21 protein-coding genes are annotated in these 22,259 nt (G+C 56.3%); 12 read left to right on the top strand and 9 right to left on the bottom strand.

What is annotated here, in order from left to right; genetic code table 11:
- The first annotated feature begins 108 nt into the window (after nt 1-108).
- On the top strand, nt 109-1,314 hold the full coding sequence (locus AABM52_RS19670; RefSeq protein ID WP_218497867.1) for a CaiB/BaiF CoA-transferase family protein: 1,206 nt from the start codon (nt 109-111) through the stop codon (nt 1,312-1,314).
- A gap of 543 nt (nt 1,315-1,857) precedes the next feature.
- Here the strand turns inward: AABM52_RS19670 and AABM52_RS19665 are convergent.
- Nucleotides 1,858-2,772 (bottom strand): LysR family transcriptional regulator, encoded by a 915-nt coding sequence (locus AABM52_RS19665; RefSeq protein WP_218497868.1) that lies wholly within the window; start codon nt 2,770-2,772, stop codon nt 1,858-1,860.
- A 102-nt stretch (nt 2,773-2,874) separates the two neighbouring features.
- On the opposite strand from AABM52_RS19665, the gene AABM52_RS19660 reads away from it, so the two are divergent.
- The 3 genes from AABM52_RS19660 (at nt 2,875) to AABM52_RS19650 (ending at nt 5,831) form a co-directional block, all read left to right on the top strand.
- Entirely contained in the window at nt 2,875-3,927 is a 1,053-nt protein-coding gene (locus AABM52_RS19660) for an aromatic ring-hydroxylating dioxygenase subunit alpha (RefSeq protein WP_218497869.1), read from the top strand.
- A 1-nt stretch (nt 3,928) separates the two neighbouring features.
- On the top strand, nt 3,929-4,885 hold the full coding sequence (locus AABM52_RS19655; protein WP_056723315.1) for a PDR/VanB family oxidoreductase: 957 nt from the start codon (nt 3,929-3,931) through the stop codon (nt 4,883-4,885).
- A 202-nt stretch (nt 4,886-5,087) separates the two neighbouring features.
- Nucleotides 5,088-5,831: an alpha/beta hydrolase gene (locus AABM52_RS19650; protein ID WP_218497870.1), complete on the top strand. Its 744-nt coding sequence runs from the start codon at nt 5,088-5,090 to the stop codon at nt 5,829-5,831.
- 124 nt (nt 5,832-5,955) lie between these two features.
- Here AABM52_RS19650 and AABM52_RS19645 read toward each other — a convergent pair whose 3' ends face one another.
- The 4 genes from AABM52_RS19645 to AABM52_RS19630 form a co-directional block, all read right to left on the bottom strand.
- The gene (locus tag AABM52_RS19645; RefSeq protein WP_056723312.1) at nt 5,956-6,978 is read right to left on the bottom strand and encodes a transketolase family protein; all 1,023 of its coding nucleotides are present in this window, start codon (nt 6,976-6,978) and stop codon (nt 5,956-5,958) included.
- Nucleotides 6,975-7,823 carry a transketolase gene (locus tag AABM52_RS19640; protein WP_056723310.1) on the bottom strand — a complete coding sequence of 283 codons (849 nt, stop codon included), beginning with the start codon at nt 7,821-7,823 and terminating at the stop codon, nt 6,975-6,977. Before AABM52_RS19640 ends, AABM52_RS19645 begins: the two co-directional genes overlap by 4 nt.
- 17 nt (nt 7,824-7,840) lie before the next feature.
- Nucleotides 7,841-9,139, bottom strand: a complete 1,299-nt coding sequence (locus tag AABM52_RS19635) for an MFS transporter (RefSeq protein WP_218497871.1) — start codon at nt 9,137-9,139, stop codon at nt 7,841-7,843.
- 100 nt (nt 9,140-9,239) lie between these two features.
- Nucleotides 9,240-9,989, bottom strand: a complete 750-nt coding sequence (locus AABM52_RS19630; RefSeq protein ID WP_218497872.1) for an SDR family NAD(P)-dependent oxidoreductase — start codon at nt 9,987-9,989, stop codon at nt 9,240-9,242.
- A gap of 207 nt (nt 9,990-10,196) precedes the next feature.
- On the opposite strand from AABM52_RS19630, the gene AABM52_RS19625 reads away from it, so the two are divergent.
- Nucleotides 10,197-11,111 (top strand): LysR substrate-binding domain-containing protein, encoded by a 915-nt coding sequence (locus AABM52_RS19625; protein ID WP_218497873.1) that lies wholly within the window; start codon nt 10,197-10,199, stop codon nt 11,109-11,111.
- Nucleotides 11,112-11,346: 235 nt separating this feature from the next.
- Here the strand turns inward: AABM52_RS19625 and AABM52_RS19620 are convergent, their stop codons facing one another.
- The 3 genes from AABM52_RS19620 to AABM52_RS19610 are packed head-to-tail and all read right to left on the bottom strand — an operon-like array spanning nt 11,347 to nt 14,888.
- Complete coding sequence (locus AABM52_RS19620; protein ID WP_201783882.1) at nt 11,347-12,798, bottom strand: NAD-dependent succinate-semialdehyde dehydrogenase; 1,452 nt, start codon at nt 12,796-12,798, stop codon at nt 11,347-11,349.
- A gap of 28 nt (nt 12,799-12,826) precedes the next feature.
- Nucleotides 12,827-13,837, bottom strand: coding sequence for a dihydrodipicolinate synthase family protein (locus tag AABM52_RS19615; protein WP_056723304.1), 1,011 nt, complete (start codon nt 13,835-13,837; stop codon nt 12,827-12,829).
- A 46-nt stretch (nt 13,838-13,883) separates the two neighbouring features.
- A complete protein-coding gene (locus AABM52_RS19610) occupies nt 13,884-14,888 on the bottom strand; it encodes an ornithine cyclodeaminase family protein (RefSeq protein ID WP_056723302.1) in 1,005 nt (334 codons plus the stop codon).
- 500 nt (nt 14,889-15,388) lie between these two features.
- Here AABM52_RS19610 and AABM52_RS19605 point away from each other — a divergent pair, with 500 nt between their 5' ends.
- Nucleotides 15,389-16,501, top strand: a complete 1,113-nt coding sequence (locus tag AABM52_RS19605; RefSeq protein ID WP_056723300.1) for an FAD-dependent oxidoreductase — start codon at nt 15,389-15,391, stop codon at nt 16,499-16,501.
- Between the two features lie 107 nt (nt 16,502-16,608).
- Here AABM52_RS19605 and AABM52_RS19600 read toward each other — a convergent pair whose 3' ends face one another.
- A complete protein-coding gene (locus AABM52_RS19600) occupies nt 16,609-17,202 on the bottom strand; it encodes a TetR/AcrR family transcriptional regulator (protein ID WP_056723297.1) in 594 nt (197 codons plus the stop codon).
- 333 nt (nt 17,203-17,535) lie between these two features.
- Between AABM52_RS19600 and AABM52_RS19595 the strand changes: the two genes are divergently transcribed.
- The 6 genes from AABM52_RS19595 to AABM52_RS19570 are packed head-to-tail and all read left to right on the top strand — an operon-like array spanning nt 17,536 to nt 22,243.
- The gene (locus AABM52_RS19595; RefSeq protein ID WP_218497874.1) at nt 17,536-17,778 is read left to right on the top strand and encodes a hypothetical protein; all 243 of its coding nucleotides are present in this window, start codon (nt 17,536-17,538) and stop codon (nt 17,776-17,778) included.
- 2 nt (nt 17,779-17,780) lie between these two features.
- Complete coding sequence (locus tag AABM52_RS19590) at nt 17,781-18,236, top strand: hypothetical protein (protein WP_218497875.1); 456 nt, start codon at nt 17,781-17,783, stop codon at nt 18,234-18,236.
- Nucleotides 18,237-18,239: 3 nt separating this feature from the next.
- Nucleotides 18,240-19,916 (top strand): FAD-binding oxidoreductase, encoded by a 1,677-nt coding sequence (locus AABM52_RS19585; RefSeq protein WP_218497876.1) that lies wholly within the window; start codon nt 18,240-18,242, stop codon nt 19,914-19,916.
- A complete protein-coding gene (locus tag AABM52_RS19580) occupies nt 19,913-20,257 on the top strand; it encodes a cytochrome c (RefSeq protein WP_082562920.1) in 345 nt (114 codons plus the stop codon). Before AABM52_RS19585 ends, AABM52_RS19580 begins: the two co-directional genes overlap by 4 nt.
- Entirely contained in the window at nt 20,254-21,426 is a 1,173-nt protein-coding gene (locus AABM52_RS19575; RefSeq protein ID WP_056723289.1) for an MFS transporter, read from the top strand. The genes AABM52_RS19580 and AABM52_RS19575 overlap by 4 nt, the downstream gene beginning before the upstream one ends.
- A gap of 43 nt (nt 21,427-21,469) precedes the next feature.
- A complete protein-coding gene (locus tag AABM52_RS19570; RefSeq protein WP_056723287.1) occupies nt 21,470-22,243 on the top strand; it encodes an SDR family NAD(P)-dependent oxidoreductase in 774 nt (257 codons plus the stop codon).
- Nucleotides 22,244-22,259: the final 16 nt, after the last annotated feature.

Raw genomic sequence — 22,259 nt, 5'->3', positions numbered from 1 at the left:
TCGCGTTTCCGAGAATAGAAAGCTCTGACGCTTGGATGAACAGACGCTTTCTCGAATTTAAATATTATTTGTTCGCTGGCAACCTCAGTTGCCGGGCAGGGTGAAGTCATGTCGATTAAATCTGAAATACCCAACAAAGGGCCTCTAAGCGGTATACGTGTAATTGATGCGACTCATATGTTGGCAGGGCCTTATTCAACTTGGCTGCTCGCGATGCTCGGGGCTGATGTCATCAAGATTGAGCGGCCGCAAGGCGGGGACTACACCCGCAGCGTTGCGCCGTTCAAAGACGAGGAAAGTATCTACTTCAATAGCGTCAACCGGAACAAACGCAGCGTCGCGCTGAACTTGAAAGAGGAGGAGGGCAAAGCTGTTCTTCGCCAGTTACTGACGACGGCTGACGTGTTCATTGAAAACAACCGGGCGGGGGCGATGGAACGATTGGGGTTCGGTTATGAAGCCGTGAGTGAGTTGAACCCGCAATTGGTTTACGCCGCAATTTCAGGTTTTGGGCAGGATGGCCCTTATAAACATTTGCCATCTTTTGACGTGGTCGCACAGGCGATGTCCGGCATGATGAGCATTACCGGTGAAGAGTTCGGACCACCTGCACGCGTGGGCATTTCGCTAGGCGATATCGGGTCTGGCTTATTCACCACCGTCGGTGTGCTGGCAGCGCTGGTGGGCAGGGGGCAGGAGGGCGGAAAGGGGGCGTTTATCGATATTTCGATGCTCGATTGCCAGCTGGCAATGATGGAAAACGCTGTTGCACGCTTCCTGCAGGTGGGTGATCTTCCGCGCCGTCTGGGCAGTCGCCACGCGCTGATCGCGCCGTTCCAGGCTTTCGCTACCGCCGACGAACCGATTGCCATCTGTGTTGATACCGAAGAGCAGTGGCAACGGATGTGCATCGCGATGCAGCGACCTGAGTGGATAGATGATCAGCTGCTGCGTGACGGTCCGCTGCGCGCGCAGAATCACGCTCATCTGGAGTCCTTGATGACTTCGAGATTACAAGAGCGCGGCCGTGAGTACTGGATGAAGTCGCTTCAGGAGGCCGACGTACCCTGCAGCCCGATCAACACGGTCGCCGAGGCAATCGCCGATCCGCAGGTGCAACATCGCGGCATGATTGTCGAGGTGCCGGCCCAATCGGGAAACTGCTACGTCAAGCATCCGGTGCATATGCCCTACACCGAAATGGTCGAAGAAAAACCCTCGCCGGGTTTGGGGGAGCACAGTGTCAGTGTTTTGCAGGAACTGGGCTATTCAGATGGACAGATCTCGGCATTCAAAGCTAGAGGAGTGATCTGATCTTTAAGGGGAGCCGCACAACTCTGACGTCCGAGATGCTGTGGAATTGCACGAGTTGGTTGATCCCATGAAGGTGGCGACGTCGCTGTCGCCACGTACGCTGGAAAAGACAGAATCAAGTCTCGTTAGGTCTATGCTAAGGGCGATCGCGTGCGACCGATCAATCCGCTGAACTTGTACATGCTTCGGTAACGCCTCGGCATAATATATCCAGATATTCTTCGGAAATTTTTTCGGGGGGCAAGCGATTTTTCATCGCGCGTTCCCACGCAACGGCCGGCGGCATATTTAATGTCTTATGCTTCCTCTGCACGCCGAATCCTAAAGAAAGCACACACCACCAAAAAGCTGAGTGGACGCTCTGTTTCTAGCTAAGGGGAAGCGTTTACGATCGCTATTCACATATTTGGATAGCGATAAATTCTAATATCATAGCGGTGAAATTTCATCATTTCCCTTATTCAATAAGCGTAGGTTTATCCTCGTAAATTGCCGCAATCATTGAAGTGAGGGAATGATTAGGTTGCGCCAATATCACGCCCATCAACTCATATACTTGTCGAAAAGAAGCTTGACCAACTGGCGAAGCCATATATTTCCGGGGTCATGATGATGGCGCGGGTGCCAATACTGTCGCAGGTGCAAGCTGGGGGACTTGATCGGGGTTTTAATTACCTTGACCGCATTGTAGCGTCGGAATGTTTGCCCCAGGTCACCGGGCACGGTTGCGATTAGATTCGGGTTTTTCTCCAGTATCATCGGGACCGTTATAAAGTGTGGGGTTGTAAGGTAAATTTCTCGTTGATGCCCCAATTCGTCGATAAACTGGTCGTAGCGTGTACTACTGTCTGACAGAACGACGGAAACATGTTTCATGCTCAGGAATTGTTCAAGGTCTACTTCGTTACCAGGGTACATGGTACTGACGATAGAGCAAAAAGAGTGTTTAAACAGTTCTTGTTGAAAAAGGTTAGGGTCCTGGATGTAGTGTGACCCTATAGCCAGGTCTGTATCACCTCTCTCCAGTGAGTTAGCTATATGCTCGGTGGGTAGTTGCGATGTTCGTATTCGGCAATGAGGGGCCACCTTCTGAAGTTCTGAAATCAGCCGGGGCAAAAATACCAACTCGCCCATATCCGTCATACAAAGGCTGAAGACCCTGGTGGAAGACATAGGGCTGAAACTGGCCTGCGCCAACAGCCTGTGCTGTACGGCGGATACGATCTCCAGAACTGAATCCCCCATCTCCTCTGCGAAAGGCGTCGGCTTCATCGCATCGCCAATACGGACGAAGAGGGGGTCTTCATAAAACTCCCGGAGACGTCGTAGTGCATGGCTCATGGCGCTCTGCGTCAAACCAAGATGCTCTCCTGCTCGAGATACATTGCGCTCTTTCAGAAGCGCATCGAACGCTAGCAAGAGATTCAAATCGAATTTTTTACCATGAGTACTGCGCATATTCTGTATTAGCTCCATGATCTATGCGCATAGATGATCCACCGCTAGCATGGCGTCAGCAAGATAATTTCAACACCAAAAACAAGAAATGAGGTCGACGTCATGCTCCTTCGTAACGCTTGGTATGTAGCTGCTTGGTCGAGTGAGATCCCGGTCGATAAACTTCTCGCAAGAACGATTCTCAACGTGCCAGTGGTGCTATGGCGTGATACCAACGGAAAAGTGGTGGCTTTCGAAGACCGTTGCTGTCACCGAGGCGCTCCACTGTCGAAAGGGCGCCTAGAAGGCGATCAGCTTCGGTGCATGTACCATGGTCTCCTATTTGATACGGTGGGGCGCTGCGTCGAAATACCCGGACAAGAGCGCATTCCTCCGCAGGCTAAGGTGCGCACATTCCCAATTGTAGAGAAGCACAAGTGGATCTGGATCTGGGTGGGTGATGCCAGCCTGGCGGATCCGTCCCTGATCCCTGATACACATTGGCTGGATGACCCCGAGTGGCGAAGCCTGGAGGGTTACACCTATTACACCACCAACTACCTGCTGATCGCTGACAACCTGCTTGACCTCGCACATTTGCCCTACGTTCATCCGAACACGCTGGGCGGTGACGAGGCGTATGCGGCCTGCATACCTACGGTCGAAAAGCTGGAAAACGGCGTGCGAGTAACGCGTTGGGGTGAAGGAATCAAGCCCGCACCTTTTGTGCAGAAAGTCAAAAATTATCCGGGGTCTGTCGATCGTTGGAATATCTATGACTTCCTGCTGCCGAGCATCTTCCTGATGGATTCGGGAATGCAGCCCAGTGGGCAAAATGCCAAGGCGGGAAATCGCGTCAATGCGGCAGAGTTCCGTAGCACTCAGGCACTGACTCCGGAAACGGACGAATCCACGCACTACTTCTTTTCGCAGCCTCATAATTTCGCCATTGATGACCCCGAGGTGACGCTGGCAATCCACAACCAGGTCGTCACAGCGTTCCAGGAGGACAGCGATATGATTCATGCGCAAGATCGCATGTTGAAGTTGACTTCCGATTTCAAAATGATTCCGATCGGAGCTGATGCTGCTCTTTCGTATTTCAGGTGGCTGGTGGCGAATGCTTATAAGGCTGAGCAGGCGATAAGCAATCCCGTCAAGATCCAGGAGGTCTGAGATGAGCGACTGGAACCGCGTTCGAGTGATGGCGATCGTGAAAGCTGCTGACGCCATTATGGATATCCGCTTGCTGGCCTTGGACTGTCAACCTCTTCCTGTGGCCGACGCGGGCTCGCACATTGATGTTCGCCTGCCAAATGGTCTGATCAGGCAGTACTCCGTTCACCGGTACGATCCTTCGGACGGAAGCTACTCAATTGGGGTCGGATTGTCTGAGCCGTCACGGGGTGGCTCAGCGTTCATTCATGCACATCTGCGAGTTGGCGACCTGCTCGAAATTAGCGCGGTTCGCAATAACTTTCCGCTGGCACACGACGCAAGCACCTATTTATTTATCGCCGGCGGTATCGGCATTACGCCGATTCTTAGCATGATTCGTTGGTGCGATGCGAATGACAAACCATGGCAACTTCTCTATTGCGTCCGATCCCGGTCCCGGGCTGCTTACATCGAGCATCTTCCTCGTGGCGGAAAATTAGTATTTCACTCGGATGACGAAATGGCCGGTCGTCCCGATCTGCAGGCGTTTACTCGACAAGCAAAGGCAACGGACCACCTCTATTGCTGTGGGCCGTCACCGCTCATGAATGCGGTACGGGATGCCGCACAGGCTTACCTGCCTTCCGGCCAGGTGCATTTCGAGTTGTTTAGTGCACCTGAGTCGAATGCACCTGAAAAGGAACAGAACAAAAGCTTCGTAGTGGAACTTGCTCGCAGTGGCATGGAGTTAACCGTGCCAGCTGATACCAGCCTTCTAGATGCACTCGAAGAGGTGGGGATAATGGTGCCTTATTCCTGCCGGGAGGGCCTTTGCCGTACCTGTGAGTGCCGGGTGCTAGCGGGTGAAGTTGATCATAGGGACTATGTCCTCAGCGATGAGGAGCGTGCTTCCAATGCGGTCATTCTGCAGTGTGTTTCACGTGCCAAGTCATCAAGGCTGGTGCTTGATATCTGACTGACACTCCACGTCACTCTTTGATTGGTAGGCAAGAATGAGTAGTTGTGAACTGAATGCTATTCGTAATGAACTGCTCTCTCGAAGAGAAAATCCTCCTGGGTCGCTGCAGCAGGCTCGTATAGGTTTTGACCACTTGTGCAAGCGTTTTTCGCCTCCGCCTGATTGCAGCTCCACGGCGTCGACACTCGGTGGAGTTCCTGTGCGGAAGTTAACCTGTGTGGATTCCCAGCGCTCTTTGCTCTATGTCCACGGTGGTGGTTTCATGGTGGGCAGCGCTGAAGGTTTTGAGGGAATCGCCGGCACGCTTGCTGCCGGTACATCTTCCACGGCTTACGTGGTTGATTATCGACTGACACCTGAACATGCATACCCTGCTGCACAGCAAGATGTTCTGACTGCGTATGCGGCGTTACTCGCTAATTGCGAAGGAGCAAACGATATTGCATTGGTGGGGGATTCGGCGGGAGGCCATTTGATCATGGCCGCCCTGATTCACGCCAGGACCATGGGAATGGAAATGCCAGGTTGCGTGGTGCTGTTTTCTCCTTGGCTGGATCTGGCTCTTACCGGAGAAAGCATCCATACCAAGATTGCAGTGGACTGCTTTCTTACACCTCAGAAGTTGCAAGCCAGTGCTGACGCCTACCTGGGAGATCAGGTCGAGACTGCTATCTTGGAGGCTGACCTGCAGGGGGTGCCGCCAATGATGATTCAAGTGGGGGAGTGTGAAATCCTTCTTGATGATGCAGTACGTCTGGCGAGAAACGCTGGATCAGCGGGCGTGGACACCAGGCTGGAGGTATGGCCCGGTATGTTTCATGTCTGGCAGGCATATGCGCCGGTGCTCTCCGAGGGGCGTGAGGCGCTCGCCGCTGCCGTCAATTTCATAAACGGGGTGCTGGTACGGCAAGGGGCGTTGGCGGTTGACTCTCGTTGCAGGTGATTGCTTTGAGCTACCGAATCAGGAAGCCCGTCTGGTTTCATAGTCATGACGTTAGAGGCTGAGGAAGTTTACTAACTTGCATCGAGTTGAACGGCACCTGGGGGCAGGTGCCTTTGGAGTGCGGTTACAGCCAACCTTTAATCTGTGCGCAAACGGCTTGAGTTGAGATTCCGTAACGATCATGCAACGTCGGCAGGGCACCTGCGTCAAGGAACGCGTCGGGCAAAGCAATCTGCCTGAAAGTTGGCGTCACTCCGTTACGCAGCAGCACCCCTGCAACGGCCTCGCCAAGACCGCCAATGATCGAACTGTTTTCTGCTGTGACCACCAGCCGACCTGGCTTCCTTGCCTCGGCAAGAATGGTTTGCACATCCAGGGGTTTGATCGTCGGTACGTGCAGCACGGCGACATCGACGCCGTCGGTTTGCAGTGCCTTGGCGGCTTCCAGTGCGCGCATGGTCATCAGGCCGGTGGAGATGATCAGAACGTCGTTACCGGTGCGCAGGGTCTTGGCTTTGCCGATCTCGAACTTGTAGCCGTACTCGTCCAGCACCAGCGGCACATTGCCGCGCAGCAAACGCATGTACACCGGCCCCTGATGCGCGGCGATGGCGGGCACGGCCTGTTCGATTTCGAGTGCATCGCACGGATCGACGATCATCAAGTTAGGCATGGCGCGGAAGATCGCCAGGTCGTCCGTAGCCTGGTGGCTTGGGCCGTAACCGGTGGTTAGGCCGGGCAGGCCGCAGACGATCTTGACGTTGAGGTTTTCCTCGGCGATGGCCATGCAGATGAAGTCATAGGCACGGCGCGAAGCGAACACCGCGTAGGTGGTGGCAAACGGCACGAAGCCTTCTCGGGCCATGCCGGCGGCCGCGCTCATCAGCAATTGCTCGGCCATGCCCATTTGATAGAAACGGTCGGGATGGGCCTTGGCGAAGATGTGCAGGTCGGTGTACTTGGACAGATCGGCGGACAGCCCGACGATGTCCTGACGCTGATCGGCAAGCGCGGCTAATGCATGTCCGAAAGGCGCCGACTTGGTGGCTTGGCCTTCCGAAGCAATGGAGGCGATCATCGCCGAGGTAGTCAGACGCTTCTTGATCGGCTCGGCAGTCGAAGTCGGAGTGTTTGCGGCATTGCTCATTGGTTTTTTCCTTCTTCAAGATTGTTCAGTGCCAGATCCCATTCGTGCTCTTCCACGCGAATGAAGTGCGTCTTCTCGCGGGTTTCCAGGAAGGGCACGCCCTTGCCCATTTTGGTGTCGCAGATGATCACTCGTGGCTGGGCGCCGGGATGATGGCGAGCGGCATCGAATGCCGCGACCAGTGCATCGATGTCGTTGCCATCGACGCGCTGGGTGAACCAGCCGAACGCTTGCCAGCGATCGACAATGGGTTCGAACGACAGGATTTCGCTCGAATAGCCATCGGCTTGCTGATTGTTGACGTCGACGATGGCGATCAGGTTGTCGAGCTTCCAGTGCGCCGCCGACATCACGGCTTCCCAGGTCGAGCCTTCATTCAGCTCGCCGTCCGACAGCAGGTTGTAGACGAAGGAGGCCGAGCCTTTGCGCTTGAGACCCAGGCAGGCACCGACAGCGATGCCCAGGCCCTGACCCAGCGAGCCCCCGGTGATTTCCATGCCCGGGGTGTAGGCGGCCATGCCCGACATCGGCAGGCGGCTGTCGTCCGAACCGTAGGTTTCCAGTTCATCGAGCGGGATGATTTTGGCTTCGATCAGGGCGGCATACAGCGCAATGGCGTAGTGACCGATGGAGAGGTAGAAGCGATCACGTTCCTCCCATTCCGGGTCCTCAGGCTTAAGATTCAACGCATGGAAGTAGGACACGGCCAGCAGGTCGGCCGCCCCGAGGGCCTGGCCGACATAACCCTGGCCCTGGACTTGCCCCATGCGCAGCGAGTGACGACGAATATTGTGGGCGCGCTGCGCCAGACTCTTGCTTGAAGCGTGTGAAGACTGGGTTGTCATGATGAAACTCCGTTAACTCAACGATTGACCAGGGCGGCGGGAATGCGCAGGACCAGCAGGGCGCCGCTCACCAGCACACCGGTGATCAGGTACATGCCGATGGCGCTGGAGCCGGTCTGTGTGGTGATCCAGCCGATCAGGTAAGGCGAGCAGAACCCGGCGAGGTTGGCGAAGCTGTTGATTGCCGCAATGCCCGCGGCGGCGGAAACGCCCCCGAGCAATGTGGTGGGCAGCATCCAGAACAGCGACGTCGCCGACAGAATGCCGGACGCCGCCAGGCACAGGCTCAGGATGGACAGGACGATATTGCCGCCCAGCAATGCGGCGAGGGTCAGGCCGAGTGCGCCGGCAATCATCGGGGCGATCAGGTGCCAGCGTCGCTCGCGGTGTTTGTCGCCACTGCGACCGACCAGCAGCATTGCCACGATGGCGCAGAGGTAGGGCAGGCTGGTCAGAAAGCCGATGTGCAGCGGATCGGAAACCCCGGCGTTGCGTACCAGTGTCGGTAGCCAGAAGGTGATCGCGTACTGGCCCATTACAACGCAGAAGTAGATGCCTGCGAGCAACCACAGACGACGGTCGCGAATAAACTCGCCCACCGACGCATGGGTGATTTTCTGCTGGTCATCCTCGGCCAGCTCGCGGCGGATCAGTGCTTTTTCGTCGTCATCCAGCCAATTGGCCTGGTGTACGCCATCCTTGAGATAGCTCAGTACCAGCAAGCCGATAAGAACGGTGGGCACAGCTTCGAGCACGAACATCCACTGCCAGCCGGCCCAGCCATGCATGCCGGCGAAGTGATTCATGATCCAGCCGGAGATCGGGCCACCGACCATGCCCGACAGCGGAATGGCGATAAACCACAACACGGTCATGCGCGCACGCCGATAGGACGGAAACCAGTAGGTCAGGTACAGCAGCAGACCCGGCGCAAGACCCGCTTCGGCAATGCCAAGCAAAAAGCGCAAGGCATAGAATTGCCAGGCAGTTTCGACGAAGGCGAACAGGGCCGAGACGATGCCCCAGGTGATCATGATGCGGGCGATCCAGACCCGAGCGCCGACCTTGTGCAGGATGATGTTGCTCGGCACCTCGCAGAGGAAGTAACCGATGAAGAACATGCCCGCGCCCAGTCCATAGACTGTTTCGCTGAGGGCCAGGTCGTTCATCATTTGCAGCTTGGCGAAGCCGACGTTGACCCGGTCCAGATACGCGCACAGATAGCACAGCATCAGGAACGGCATCAGGCGCCAGGCCGTTTTACGGTAGGCGGAGGAGCGCACGGTCGAAACCGCTTCGAGCGACAGGGTTGTCATGATGGTTCGATCTCTTGTTTTTATTGACCGCCAGGGCCCGAGGCCCGGCTGCATCGTCGATCCAGAACCGCACGGGCCGGGCAGGCCCGCCCAGGTGTATTCAGTGAATCAGCATGCCGCCGTTCACATCCAGGGTGATGCCGGTCAGGTAGGAGGATAGGTCGCTGGCCAGAAATAGCGCCGCATTGGCCACATCCTGCGCCTCGCCCAGGCGTCCCAACGGGATGCCGTCGATGATCGCGTGACGGCGTTCGTCCTGCATCAGGCCACCGGTGATGTCGGTGTGGATCAAACCGGGGGCGATGGAGTTGACGCGAACCTTGTCCGGCCCCAGTTCCCGCGCCATGGCCTTGGCCAGGCCCAGCACGCCGGCCTTGGCGGCGCTGTAATGCGGGCCACCGAAAATGCCGCCGCCGCGTTGAGCGGAGACCGACGACATGCAGACGATGCTGCCGCCGGACTGCTGGCGCATCAGCGGAATCACTGCCTGGGACATGAGCAGGGTGCCGCGCAGGCTTACGTCCAGCACCTTGTCGTAGTCCGAAGGGCGAATATCCAGGGTTTTGAGAGGCTGGGTGATGCCAGCATTGTTGACCAGAATGTCGATGCGACCGAAATGCTCGATGATTTTCGCGACGGCCTGCTGAACCTGTGATTCATCAGCGACGTTGGCGGCCAGACCCAGATGGCCTTCGCCCAGGGAGGCGGCGGCATCGCGGGCGGTGGATTCATCCAAGTCGAGGATCACAACCTGTGCGCCCTGTTGCGCGAAGGTGGTCGCTGTCGCGCGGCCAATGCCACGTGCGGAGGCTGCACCGGTGATGATCGCGACTTTGCCTTGGAGAAGCATGGGAGTACCTCATTGTTCTTATTGGAGAGTGCTATTGGGTCGATCCGTAGCGAATCGATGACTCAGCTTGTGCTCCACCCCGTTCCTGAGCAATAACGCGAACTTCACTGGGTACTGAAAAAAATTCAGCACTCGTCATTTTTGCAGTTGGATGGTTGAATGGCTCGATGCCCGGCTCAGGCTGTTTACAGCGGAAAAACCATCACCATGCGTTCAACCGGCGAAGTACCCCCGACACTGCCACCCCTGAAAGCCATTCAGGCCTTTGAGCAGACAGCGCGCTTTGGCAATGTCGCCCGCGCTGCCGAATTGCTGGACTTAACGCCTTCGGCGGTCAGCCACCAATTGGCCAAGCTTGAGGCGATGATCGGGCGACAGCTGTTTTTCCGAACCACCAGAGGCGTGACCCTGACGCCGGTGGGCGAGCAGTACCTGACCGAGGTGTCCGGCATCCTGCACAGCCTTGCCGTGGCGACCGAGCGCGCGACCAGTGACTTCAGCCTCGATTGCCTGCGCTTGCACTCATCGCCCAGTTTCGGACTGCTGTGGCTGATGCCGCGTCTGGAGCAATTCCGCCAGAGTCATCCTGACATCCAGCTCAACCTTTCGTGTTCCTATGAGTCACTGCACTTCAGCCGGGACAAGATCGACGTGGACATCCGCCACGGAATGCCCAACTGGCCCAGTTTCGAAGTGCGCACGGTGCGCAATGAAAAAATCGCGGTCATGGCTTCTCCCAAACTCCTGGAAAAACGACCCATTCATGCCATTGCGGATTTGCTGGACTGCAACCTGATTCTGTCGGAGGCGACGCTGATCAAGTGGCCACAGTTGTTTGCACAACATGGTTTATCGCGCCCTGAAAAGCCTTACACACTGAGTTTTGACCGTTCCTACATGACGCTGGAGGCAGCCAGCCACGGGCTTGGATTTGCCCTGGAAAGCACACTGCTTGCGCAGGATTATCTAGCGCGTGGAACGTTGGTCGAGGTAGTGCCGCAGTTGAGTGCGGCAATCACTGCACACCACCTGGTTTTCCCGAAAGCGCATTCCAACTTCCCAAGGGTCAGAAGATTTCTGGAGTGGATGCAGGCGGAGTTGGGGCATGACTTCAATTATTGAACTGGATGTCATTACACGCCGCATCTCATCAGATTGCCTAGTGAGTGTCTGCTTTTGGCCGTGGTATCAGATGCGTAACTTGTGTCGATCTCGTAGAGCGAGACGAGGGTTTGGAGCCCCACTGATACGTCTTATCAGTGAGGCCATTGAGCAAAATTTACAGCGCCGTGATGAATGCGTGTAGGTGAGGGCGCATGTTTTATAGACATACACCACCTCACCCACTATCGCCGGCTTACAAGCCGCCCAGTGCGACGTACTTGATTTCCAGGTAGTCGTCGATCCCGTATTTTGAGCCTTCCCGGCCAAGTCCGGAGGTCTTCACGCCGCCGAAGGGTGCAACTTCTGTGGAGATCATCCCCTCGTTGACGCCCACCATGCCGAACTCAAGATTGTCGACGACACGGAAGATCAGACCGACGTCACGTGCGTACACATAGGCTGCCAAGCCAAAAGGTGTGTCGTTGGCCATCGCAATTGCCTCGTCCTCAGTCTCGAAACGGAAGAGGGGAGCGACAGGGCCGAAGGTTTCATCATTGAAGATCAGTGCATCGCGTGACACATCGGTGAGCACTGTTGGCTCGAAGTAACTACCGCCCAAGGGGTGACGCTTGCCTCCGGTAGCAATGCGTGCACCTTTTTTCACCGCATCGGCAATGTGCTCTTCGACCTTTTGCACTGCATCCCCATTGATGAGCGGACCCAGTACCACACCGTCATCCATGCCATTACCAACCCTGAGCGCAGCGGCTGCATCCGCGAGCTTCTTCGCAAACTGATCGTAAACACCCGATTGAACGAGCATGCGGTTGGCGGCAACGCAGGCTTGACCTGTGTTGCGGTACTTGGCGGCAATTGCACCTTTCACTGCGGCATCGATATCAGCATCGTCAAAGACGATGAACGGCGCGTTGCCGCCCAGTTCCATACTCGCCTTTTTGATGGTCGGAGCGCACTGGGCCAGCAGCAGCGATCCAACTTCGGTCGAACCTGTGAAAGACAACTTCCGAACGACCGGGTTTGCGGTGAGCTCCCCGCCGATTGCGCGGGCCGAGCCCGTGACGACGTTGCACACACCAGGCGGCAGACCGGCGCGCTCGGCGAGTACGGCCAAAGCCAGTGCCGAAAGGGGGGTCTGACTGGCCGGCTTGATAACTCCAGCGCAACCAACCGCCCAGCCCGGACCGGCTTTGCGTGTAATCATCGCGGAGGGGAAGTTCCACGGTGTGATGGCTGCAAAAACACCGATAGGGGCTTTCTGCACGAGAATGCGCCGACCGTCTACATTCTGCGGAATGATGTCGCCATTCACGCGCTTCGCCTCTTCCCCGAACCATTCGATGAAGCTTGCGGCGTAAAGGATTTCGCCACGGGATTCCACCAAGGGCTTACCCTGTTCGGCCGTCAGGATGACCGCCAGGTCCTCGATGTTTTCAAGCATTAGCTCATAGAGCTTGCGCAGGACCTTTGCACGCTCCTTTGGCAGCGTCTTGCGCCATCCCTGCATGGCGCGTTCGGCCGCTGCGATTGCGCGGCGAGTCTCGGACTCTCCACCGTTTGGTACGCGCGCTACCCATTCACCAGTGGCTGGATTGCGGATCTCGATTGTCTGGCCACTGTCTGCCTGGACCCATTCGCCGTCGATCAACATTGCCTGACGCAGCAGGTCGGGGTCTTTCAGATTCAAGGTTGCGGTGCTATTCATCGGGCAGACCTCAAATGGAGTTACGACCGATGAAGAAGGCTTCATCGAGGTCGGTGGTCGGGTTCAGTCCAGCAGCTTCCAGCCCTTTACGTAGCACAGCCATGTCGCGCTGGTACACACGTTGGGTCGGGTGCGGCATAGGACCACCGTTGTAACCCTGCAACCAGCCTTGGTATTTCCACATCATGCGATTGAGAAGCCCGTTTGCCGCCATTGGGAGGCTTGCAAACGCTTTACGTGCCGGATCCATTTTGTACCAGAGCTGAGTTGCCTCATCGTAGTTGCCCGCACGGATCAACTTGTGGATCTGTGGTAGCAATGGGCCGTAGTAAGAGGAGTAGTTGGTTCCGCAGAATGGGATGTCCATCACTTGTGCCAAAGGCACGTACTCATACTCAAGCGGAGATGAGATAACGACTTCTTCATGGAATTCGCGGTGAACTTCGATCGCCGACATGATGTAAGGCAGTCCGCCTTCGGCTTTGATTGCAACGACGTTGGGGATCTCGTCGACCATGCGACGCAGCACCGCCAGCGGAATATCGGCAGGGTGCAAGCGGCTGAAACCCCAGGCGGGCAGCGGGAAGATGATTACGCCCAGGTTCGTCGCGTCGCAGATCGCCTTGGTGTACTCGAATACTTCGTCATAGGACTTCGGATAGAAGAACGGAGGATAGCCAAGCAGTACAAGGTCGGCGCCGGCAGCTTCGGCTCGCTTCACGGCCTCAATGTTATCTTCCAGCGTGTTGAACACCGCGTGGTGAACGATCACGAGACGGCCGGCTGCTTGATCGGCCATGATTTGACAGAACTCACCGTACTGCTCTTGGGTGATGGCTACCTCCGAGCAGGACAGCGAACCGACGAAGCCATGCTTGATTGCCAGTTCTACGTCGTGGCGAACGGCTTTCTCATTGATGCGTTTGAAGTCGGAGGTCATTGTTGGAATCGTAACGTTGGCGACCCCAACGAGTTTTTCGCGTGCCCAGTCTCGAGCGTCTTTCTTATTGTAATTGGCCATGTAAGGCTCCTGTTAGTCAGGGTTGGTGATAGTCGTCGCTGTTCGCTCAGCGCTTTGTTTCAAAATCGATTGGCAGTGGTGTTGCGAGCCCTGCTTCAAGTGCCTTGGTCAGGATGAGTTCCGCTACCACAATGTCTTGAAGACCACCGCCGACTGACTTAAACATCGGGGCCTTGGCTTGCTTCAACTGTTCACTGCAGGCGCCACTCATCAGGTCAGACAGGCTGAAGGCTTTGTGTCGAAATTCGATCCCGGCGGTATGGGCAGCAAGCATGTCTCCTGTCTCTTCCAGCACTTCTTCCAGGGTGTCGCAGATGATCAAGTCACTGCGCTCTACGACGGAAATGTCTATTTCACGCTGCTCCGGGATGGTCGAACCGATCGAAACGACAATGGCGTCCGGCTTCAACCACTCGCCGAACAAAATCGGCTTTTCATCGCGTGAGCGTGCGGCAGTCAGCACGATGTCGGCGCCTTCCACGGCCTCTTGTGCCGAACCAACTCCGCGAGCGGGTACACCGAGATCTCGCGTCGCCGCTGTGGCAAACGCTTCGCGCCGTTCAGGCGTCGGGCTGTAGACGGTTATTTCGGTCAGTTCGCGGACACTTGCGAAGGCACGGGTGTGCATCGAGGCTTCCAACCCACTTCCAATGACGGCTAGACGAACAGGTTTCTGTGGGGCGAGGCGGTCAAGGGCTGCTGCCGACGTAGCAGCAGTCCGGAATCCAGTCATCAGATTTGCGTCAATGAAAGCGGCAATGCGATTGGTCGTTCGGTCAAACAGAACGATGACGTATTCGATCCCCGGTGGCGCATCGCCCATGTTCGACCCCATCAGCTTGGCGCCGAAGTAGCGTCCACTTGCCGGAATTGCCGGCAAGGTGCGAAGCCAGGTTTTTTCAAGACTTGCAACGGTACGAGGCGGGGTAGCCCTGGCTGGCAAATGTTGCCCATAAGCGGCCTGAAGCGCGGCAATCGCATCTTTCCAACGGAAAACGGCCTGCGCGGCAGCGCTTGAAACGAACACGGGAGACTGGGAATTAGCGGTCATGCGTCGAGCTCCGAAACGGCAGAGAGAGTTGAAGTAAACGCGAGGCGGCCTACGTAAGCCGCGCTCCGGCTATGAATAGCTATCTAATTGAAGGTAGCACTAACAAAACGATGCGTATACAAAGTATTGTTGTCTGAGATTGGCGTTGTCAATGGCTCTATTGCGTAAATCTAGGTTTTACTCGGCATGGTTGCGGAAACAAAACGGAACGTATAGATTTGGTTTGTTCTTAGCAACGCCGATGTCTGGTGAGCGGCATGAAGCGCGGGATGCGAGGGTAGTTGAAGGCTTGGACAGTCCTGCCCAGTGGATTTGCTCGTCGCTGCAATTGAAGCAGTACTGCGCGACGCCTGAAGGCTTGCCGCAGATGACTATACGAGGGCTATACCCGGTCGCGGATGTCTCTTGCCGAGGCGTACTTCGATGTACCGGAATTGGCAAACAAGCTGTGTAATTGAGTAGCAGCTACCACCCGCCATAGAAGCGGAGAGGAGACAAGAATGAGTCAAGTTAAACGCGTTTTGATTGTAGGCAGCGGAATCGGCGGTGCCACCGCAGCTTATGCACTGCGCAGGGCGGGAGTGGACGTCCACTGTATTGATATCAAGCCGGGGATTCCCTCGGCAGGGTCTGGCATTTGCCTGTTACACAACACGGTCCGAGCATTGGACATGATCGGATTGGCGGAGCCTTGTCTCGACAGTGGTATGCGATTCGACGCGTTTCGGCAATTCGATTCCTCAGGTCAACTCCTGCGATCGGACCCTGCACCCCCCAGCTGTGGCATCCGTCGGCCAGAACTTGCTCGAATCCTGGAGTCGGCAGCGCAAGGGGCTGGGGCGGTTCTGGATAAAGGGTTGACGATCGAACATCTCGACGACCGTGGGGACTGCGTCGAAGTTAAATTCTCGGATGGTCGCGAGGCTACCTATGACTTGGTAGTGGCTGCGGATGGAGCCTACTCCAAGCTCCGCGATCAGGTTTTCGGTACTGAGTGCAGGCCGCATTTTGCAGGTCAGAGTGTCTGGCGTTTCAACGCGCCGCGTCCGGCTCAGATTGATGGGTTCTGTCTGTACCGCAGCCCGACAGGGAAAACGGTGGGTTCTTTCCCGACATCGGAGAACAGCTGCTACCTGTTTTATCTCGAGAACAGTGTGGAGCCTCTGCGGGTACCAGAGGATCAAGCGAGCGCGATGATTCGCGAACGCCTTGCCGAATATACCGCGCCCGCTGTATTGGAAGCTCTTGAGCAGGTGACCGATGCCAGGCAGGTTATCTTCCGTCCGCTGGATATCACGCTGGTGCCGGCACCTTGGTACCGCGGCCGCGTAGTGCTCATCGGCGATGCTGCACATTCACCAACACCGCATATGACGTCTGGAGGTGGCATGGCCATCGAAGATGCCGTCGTGCTTGCAGACTGCATATCCAAGACCCAATCTGTTAACGAGGCATTGGCGATGTATAGCGAGCGCCGATTTGAACGGTGCAAAATCATTTGCGAAGCTTCATTACAACTTTGTCGCTATGAGCAGGAAGACCCACTGAAAAATAGAGAGCAGTCGGCGGCTCTATTGCTGAAAACCTATCAATACTTGGGGCAGCCTATCTAAAGCACCAGGTTGACGTTATCTGTCAAAAAGTCCCGATTCACCTCTCAGGGTGAATCGGGACTGAGTCAACTCATACTTTATAACGATCAGCAGCCAAACAGTGCTGTTCAGTTTTCTGAGTTCGTTACTCCCAGCAAGTGGTATATGTAGTCGATATGCGACTTGGCAAACTCCTCGTTCAATGGGGCGTGGCCAACCAACAAGCGCATGTAGACTGCTGAGTAGATGATGTCCATAAGCGACTCGACATCGGTGTCGCTTGGGATCTCGCCGCTGCGTTTCCATTCTTCAAGTGTTTCTTTAACTATCGCGCGTCGCCCATAGTGGAATCTCTCTCGAAAGGCTCGTAATACTGAAGGGTCAGATTGTCCCTCGGCTATGATTTGAGCAAGTATTCGGCCTGGCCAACCAGAAAACTGCTCTACCAGTGTGCGGAAATGAGCAGCGATGGCCTTTTTGGGACCGAGTTCAATTGGCAGTGGGGTCTTGAGAAGATGGTTTTCAATGAATGCGTCAATCACGAGCAATGCTTTAGAGTCCCACCATCTGTAGATCGTTGCTTTGCTGACACCGGCTTCCTTTGCAATTGCCTCAATCGAGATGGCCTGAATAGAGTTCTCGTGTAGCAACTTGATGGTCGAATTCAGTATTTGCAGTCGAGTAGCTTCGCTGCGTGGTCGTCCTAAAGACTTCTCCTGCATAAAGTATTCCTTAATAAATGACTAATTTTAACAGGAGCGTAAAGCTGCATGTGCTCACTCTGCGGCGTGGGCGGCTGCCTGCTGAAATCAAGCTGAGGCGTTTCTGATCGTAGCCAACAGACCACTCAAGAAGCAATGTAAAAAAACGCTTTGGGCTTGGCTTGGCGAGTGTGGAAGGCCCATGAGGGCTGACTCCGTAGGCAGGTGAAGGCTGCCAGCTGACGAAACCGAAAAAAGTAAGCTTGCACAAAACGGTACGGATCGTATATTTTTGTTTCGCGCATATGAAGCCTGTCACGGGCACAACAACAAGAACGCGCGGAGGAAACAAACATGCATCAGGGTTCGAGCCTGAAAGGCGATGTTGCGACCGTTACCATTGTGGGCCGCATCTGGCACTCGACCAGTGAACAGGTGGCTGAACGCGACAAGCAATTCGCGTCCGCTGATTTCCAAAACTTCCCCGTCAACGCTGCTTCGACGCGCGATACCAACGGCTCGATCCTCGACGCCGATCTCAGTCTCTTAATCGGGGTTCAGAGCTCCGCTACATTCCTCAACATTTTCGGGGAGTGAGCATGTCGATCCCCAATATTTCCAATCTCGGATTTGGGCGGCGCCAGTTTCTCGTGTCCACCGCAAGTGCCGCGACGCTCGCCATGCTGGGGGCGCTACCGGTGCTCGCGAAGCCATCCGGAGAGATCGCTCGAGAACCATTCGACCCCAGTCAGTTTGACGTTCGCTTTGTCGTGACGGACCGCCGATTGCCGCAAAGCCTGGCTTTCGCCATTGAGCATGCCAAAAAAGGCAGTGCGCGGCTTGAAGTCACGAATGGACTCACGAGGCTTTGGCAGGAATCGCTCGTACCGTTTTGGCGTGAGCAAGGTGGCGCTGTCGCCGGACTCACCACGCGCGAGGTTTGGCATTGCCTTGCAGAACAAGCACGCAGCCAGTCGCGCCGTACTGTTGTGCTGCATCAGTACGACGTACCGGCGAGCCAACCCAATCCTTTGGTTTCATGGATCATCGCGTGAATTATGAGAACACCCCCGAATGTTTCCCCCGAAGTTTTTTCCGTCGCGCTACAGGCGTTTGCTGGTGTAGTCGGAAAAGAATGGGTCTTCGTTGAGGACGAGGATCTGTTTCCCTACCGTGATTCTTATTCCCCGCTGCGCGACACGCCCGAGGATCGAAGCGCATCAGCTGCCGTGGCGCCCGGTTCGGTTGAAGAGGTGCAGGCGGTCGTGCGCATTGCCGATAAGCACCGCATACCGCTTTATACGATTTCCACCGGCAAAAACCTCGGCTACGGCGGTTCAGCGCCCAATCATGGCGGCAGTGTTGTGCTGGATCTGAAGCGGATGAACCGCATCATTGAGGTCAACGAAAGCAATGGCTACGCAATCGTGGAGCCCGGCGTCAGCTATTTCGATCTGTATAACTACATCCAGGAACGTGGCCTGAAAGTGTGGTTGGATGTCGCCGACCCCGGCTGGGGCAGTGTGGTTGGCAATGCGCTTGACCATGGAGTAGGTCACACGCTGTCGCGCTTTCGCAACCATTTCGATTCGCACTGCGGAATGGAGGTGGTGCTGGCAAATGGGGAGGTGGTTCGAACAGGAATGGGAGCGCTTCCCGGTTCCCAGACGTGGGGGCAATTCAAGATGGGCATGGGGCCGATCCTGGATGGCATTTTTTCCCAGTCCAATTTCGGCGTTGTCACCAAGATGGGCATTTGGTTGATGCCGGCACCAGAAGCCTTCATGCATGGCATGGTGATGGCCGCGCGTTATGACGACCTGCACGCGGTAGTGGAATTGCTCAAGTACGTCGAGAACACTGGGTTAGCCCCTGGTGCTCCGGAAATGGGTAGCCCGCTGCTGGGTGTCAGCAATTACACGAAACACCTTGTCGACGCATTTTATGATGGCCCGCCGCAGTTGCAGAAGCCGCATGCCGAGCTGGTTGCGAAAGCCAGCGTCGGCTTTTCGGCAGAGTTGCAGAAGTATGGACAGGACAACAACATTCCTTACTGGGTGCTTAACCTGAAGTTCTACGGACCACCGAAGGTGATCCAGGCCCAGTGGGAGGCGGTACAGGAGCTGGCCGCAAAGTCGATCAAGGGAGTGCGCTTTCAGGCTGGCCAGATTCAGACCGATCCGCGCAAGGCTTCCGCTGAGTGGACGGTTTACCCACAGGATGTGGGTGTACCAAACATGGACTTCTTCGGTATGGGCACGCGTGCCGGAGGCAACCCGCACCCAATGCGCGGCCATATGTGGTTCTCTCCAGTCATTCCACAGACTGCGCAAGGCATCCTCGAAGCCAACCGTGTCTTCGAAGAAGCGCACCGCACCATGCCTGCGCTGCAGAATGTGCCGATCTGGAACCTCAGGCCTTTTGCGTTGCCTGCGCCGTTTTTCGAGCGCGCTTTCCTTTTCATCGTGGGCTTCCCGATTACCGATGATACGGCGATGAACAAAGCCTCCATCAAGGCGTATCGGACGCTGCTCGATATTGGCGCACAGCATGGCTGGGGCGAATATCGTTGCCACCCGGAATTCCAGGACCAGGCCATGGGCCTGTATTCGTACAACAACAACAGCCTGCTGCGCTTGAACGAGGTCATCAAGGACGCCATCGATCCTAACGGAACTCTTTCGCCGGGCCGCTACGGCATCTGGCCCAAGCATTTGAGGAAGGGCACCAAATGAAAACGAACAGTTTCATCGTGCTGATGATGCTGGCAGGTCTGGCAGTCGCCTCCGAACCGGCCAGGGACGTCGAACCGGGTCAGCGTGGCAAGCAGGTTTTCGATCAGTGGTGTGCGATCTGTCACGCCGCAGCTTCACGCATGCCTGGCACAGCTTCGCTGGCGGCCAAGTATGGCCGCAGCTTACCGGCTGCATTGGAAGAGCGCACTGACATGCCCCCGGCCTTCATCAAGTATTTCGTTCGCAACGGCGTACTGATCATGCCGGCATTTCGTAAAACCGAAATAACCGACGCCGACCTTGAATTGCTTGTCGACTACCTAAAGGCTAAAGACCAATGAGCTCACATTCTGTTTCTGACTCTCTGACGAAGGCTGCTGGCAACCGGAAGGAAGCCCGCTACGGTACCGCGGCGCTCGTCATCGGGCATTGCGCTGGCCTGATGGATATCACCACTTTGCCGATCTGGGTTGGAATCGTCCTGATCGGGCAACTGGCACTTGATCCGCAGCGTGCCGGGTTCCTTCTGACTCTGTTCCTCGGGTCGGTCGTGCTCAGCAGCCTGTGTATTGCACCAAAACTATCCCGACTCAACCGCAAGCGCATAACGTCGGCGGCTTATGCCGTGGCGGGTATGGCCTTCGCCAGCATGCCAAGCGTAAGTGGTAGCTATACCCTTTTGGCTTCGGCGCATGTCGTGGCAGGTCTGGCGGTCGGCTGCGGCCTGTCGATCGTTCACGGGACGATGGGTGGCACTGCTAATCCGCACCGCACAGCGGCAATGGCATTTAGCTCGCTGAGCCTACTGTCCATCCTGGTGATGGCGACGCTGCCTCCGCTAGTGGGCAAGAACGGCCCGAACATATTCTTCTACACAATGTCGGGCATCATGTTTGCTGCCGCACTCGCCGCACTGCTGGCTTTTCCGAAGGTCGCCCGTGCGATCCAGCACGATCGATCCAAGCTCGCCAAGTTGCCTACGCGAGTATGGTTCGGCATCACTGGCGTGAGTCTATTGATGGTGAGCCATTCGATGGTCTTCGGATTCATCGAGCGTGTAGGAGGCTGGCACGGATTCAGCGCGGCGCAGATCACCACGGTGCTTGTCATCAGTGGCGTCGTGAATCTCGTACCTGTCGCCCTTTCCAATCTCCTTGAACGCCGCTTGCCGGCCTCGGGCGTAGTCATGGCGGGACCTCTGATACAAGCCACTGCAGCAGTTGCTGTGACCCAGTTTAGTGGTTACGGGGTTTACATCGTAGCGACCTCAGTTCTCATCGCCGTCGTCACATTCACCCATGTGTTCGCATTCGGGGTACTTGCGCGACTGGATCCGTCCGGTCGCGTGGTCGCAGCCACTCCGGTGATGGTCATGGCGGGTTCGGCTACTGGCCCACTCCTGGGGGGCGTGCTCGCCCTGCATGTTGGCTATGGCAGCTTGGGCTGGGCGGCATTGGCGTTGGGGCTTTTGTCCGCCCTCTGCTTTCGTCTAGGTACCCGTAAGGCGTGATGTAAAACAACAAAAATATGAAGTCCCTTACGAGAGGGTTGGTATGAGCAAGCGATTGCAGGACAAGGTGGTTTTACTGACCGGCATTGGCAGTGGGATGGGGCGCGAGACAGCTCGACTGTTCGCCAGTGAAGGCGCAATCGTTGTCGGCTGTGACATCAATCCGCAGACGGCCGCAGAAACCGCAAAACTGGTAGAAAGCGATGGTCATTCCATCGATGTGGTTGCTCCTGTTGACCTCAGCGACCGCGACGATGTAGCGCGTTGGATCGATGGTGCTGCTGCTCGGCATGGCCGCATTGACGCGCTTTACAATAATGCCAGCCTGCCGCGTTTTGCGCCTTTTGCGATGCAGAGCGACGCCGATTATGTCTTCACTATTCAGAATGAGCTCGATCTCGTCTGGCGTGCTTGCCAGCTTGCCTGGCCATATCTGGTGAAGTCCAAAGGTGCCATCGTCAACATCGGCTCCGGTGCTGGCATGCAGGGAGCGAGAACGTTGCCGCAGGCTGCGCATGCCGCGGCGAAGGGGGCGGTCCTTGCCTTGACGCGCCAACTGGCCGCAGAAGGCGTCGCTGTTGGTGTACGGGTTAACTCGGTCAGCCCTGGTGTAATGAACACCCCGCCGGTTCAGGCGATGTATCGGGAGTTTGGCGACAAGGCACCCGTGGCCCCGATCGTGGAGCGCACCCTGACGGGTAAGCCGGGCGAGCCGATCGCTGTCGCTTGGGCAGGCCTTTACCTGACCTCTGATGAGTCTAAATGGGTCACTGGGATCAATATTCCCGTGGACGGTGGCGCCAGCTCAATCATGTAAGTCGATTCGGATTCAG

The organism is Pseudomonas grandcourensis (genome assembly GCF_039909015.1).
Taxonomy (GTDB): Bacteria; Pseudomonadota; Gammaproteobacteria; order Pseudomonadales; family Pseudomonadaceae; genus Aquipseudomonas; species Aquipseudomonas grandcourensis.
The sequence above is the reverse complement of the archived record's forward strand: the minus strand, read 5'-3'. Positions and strand labels throughout refer to the sequence as shown.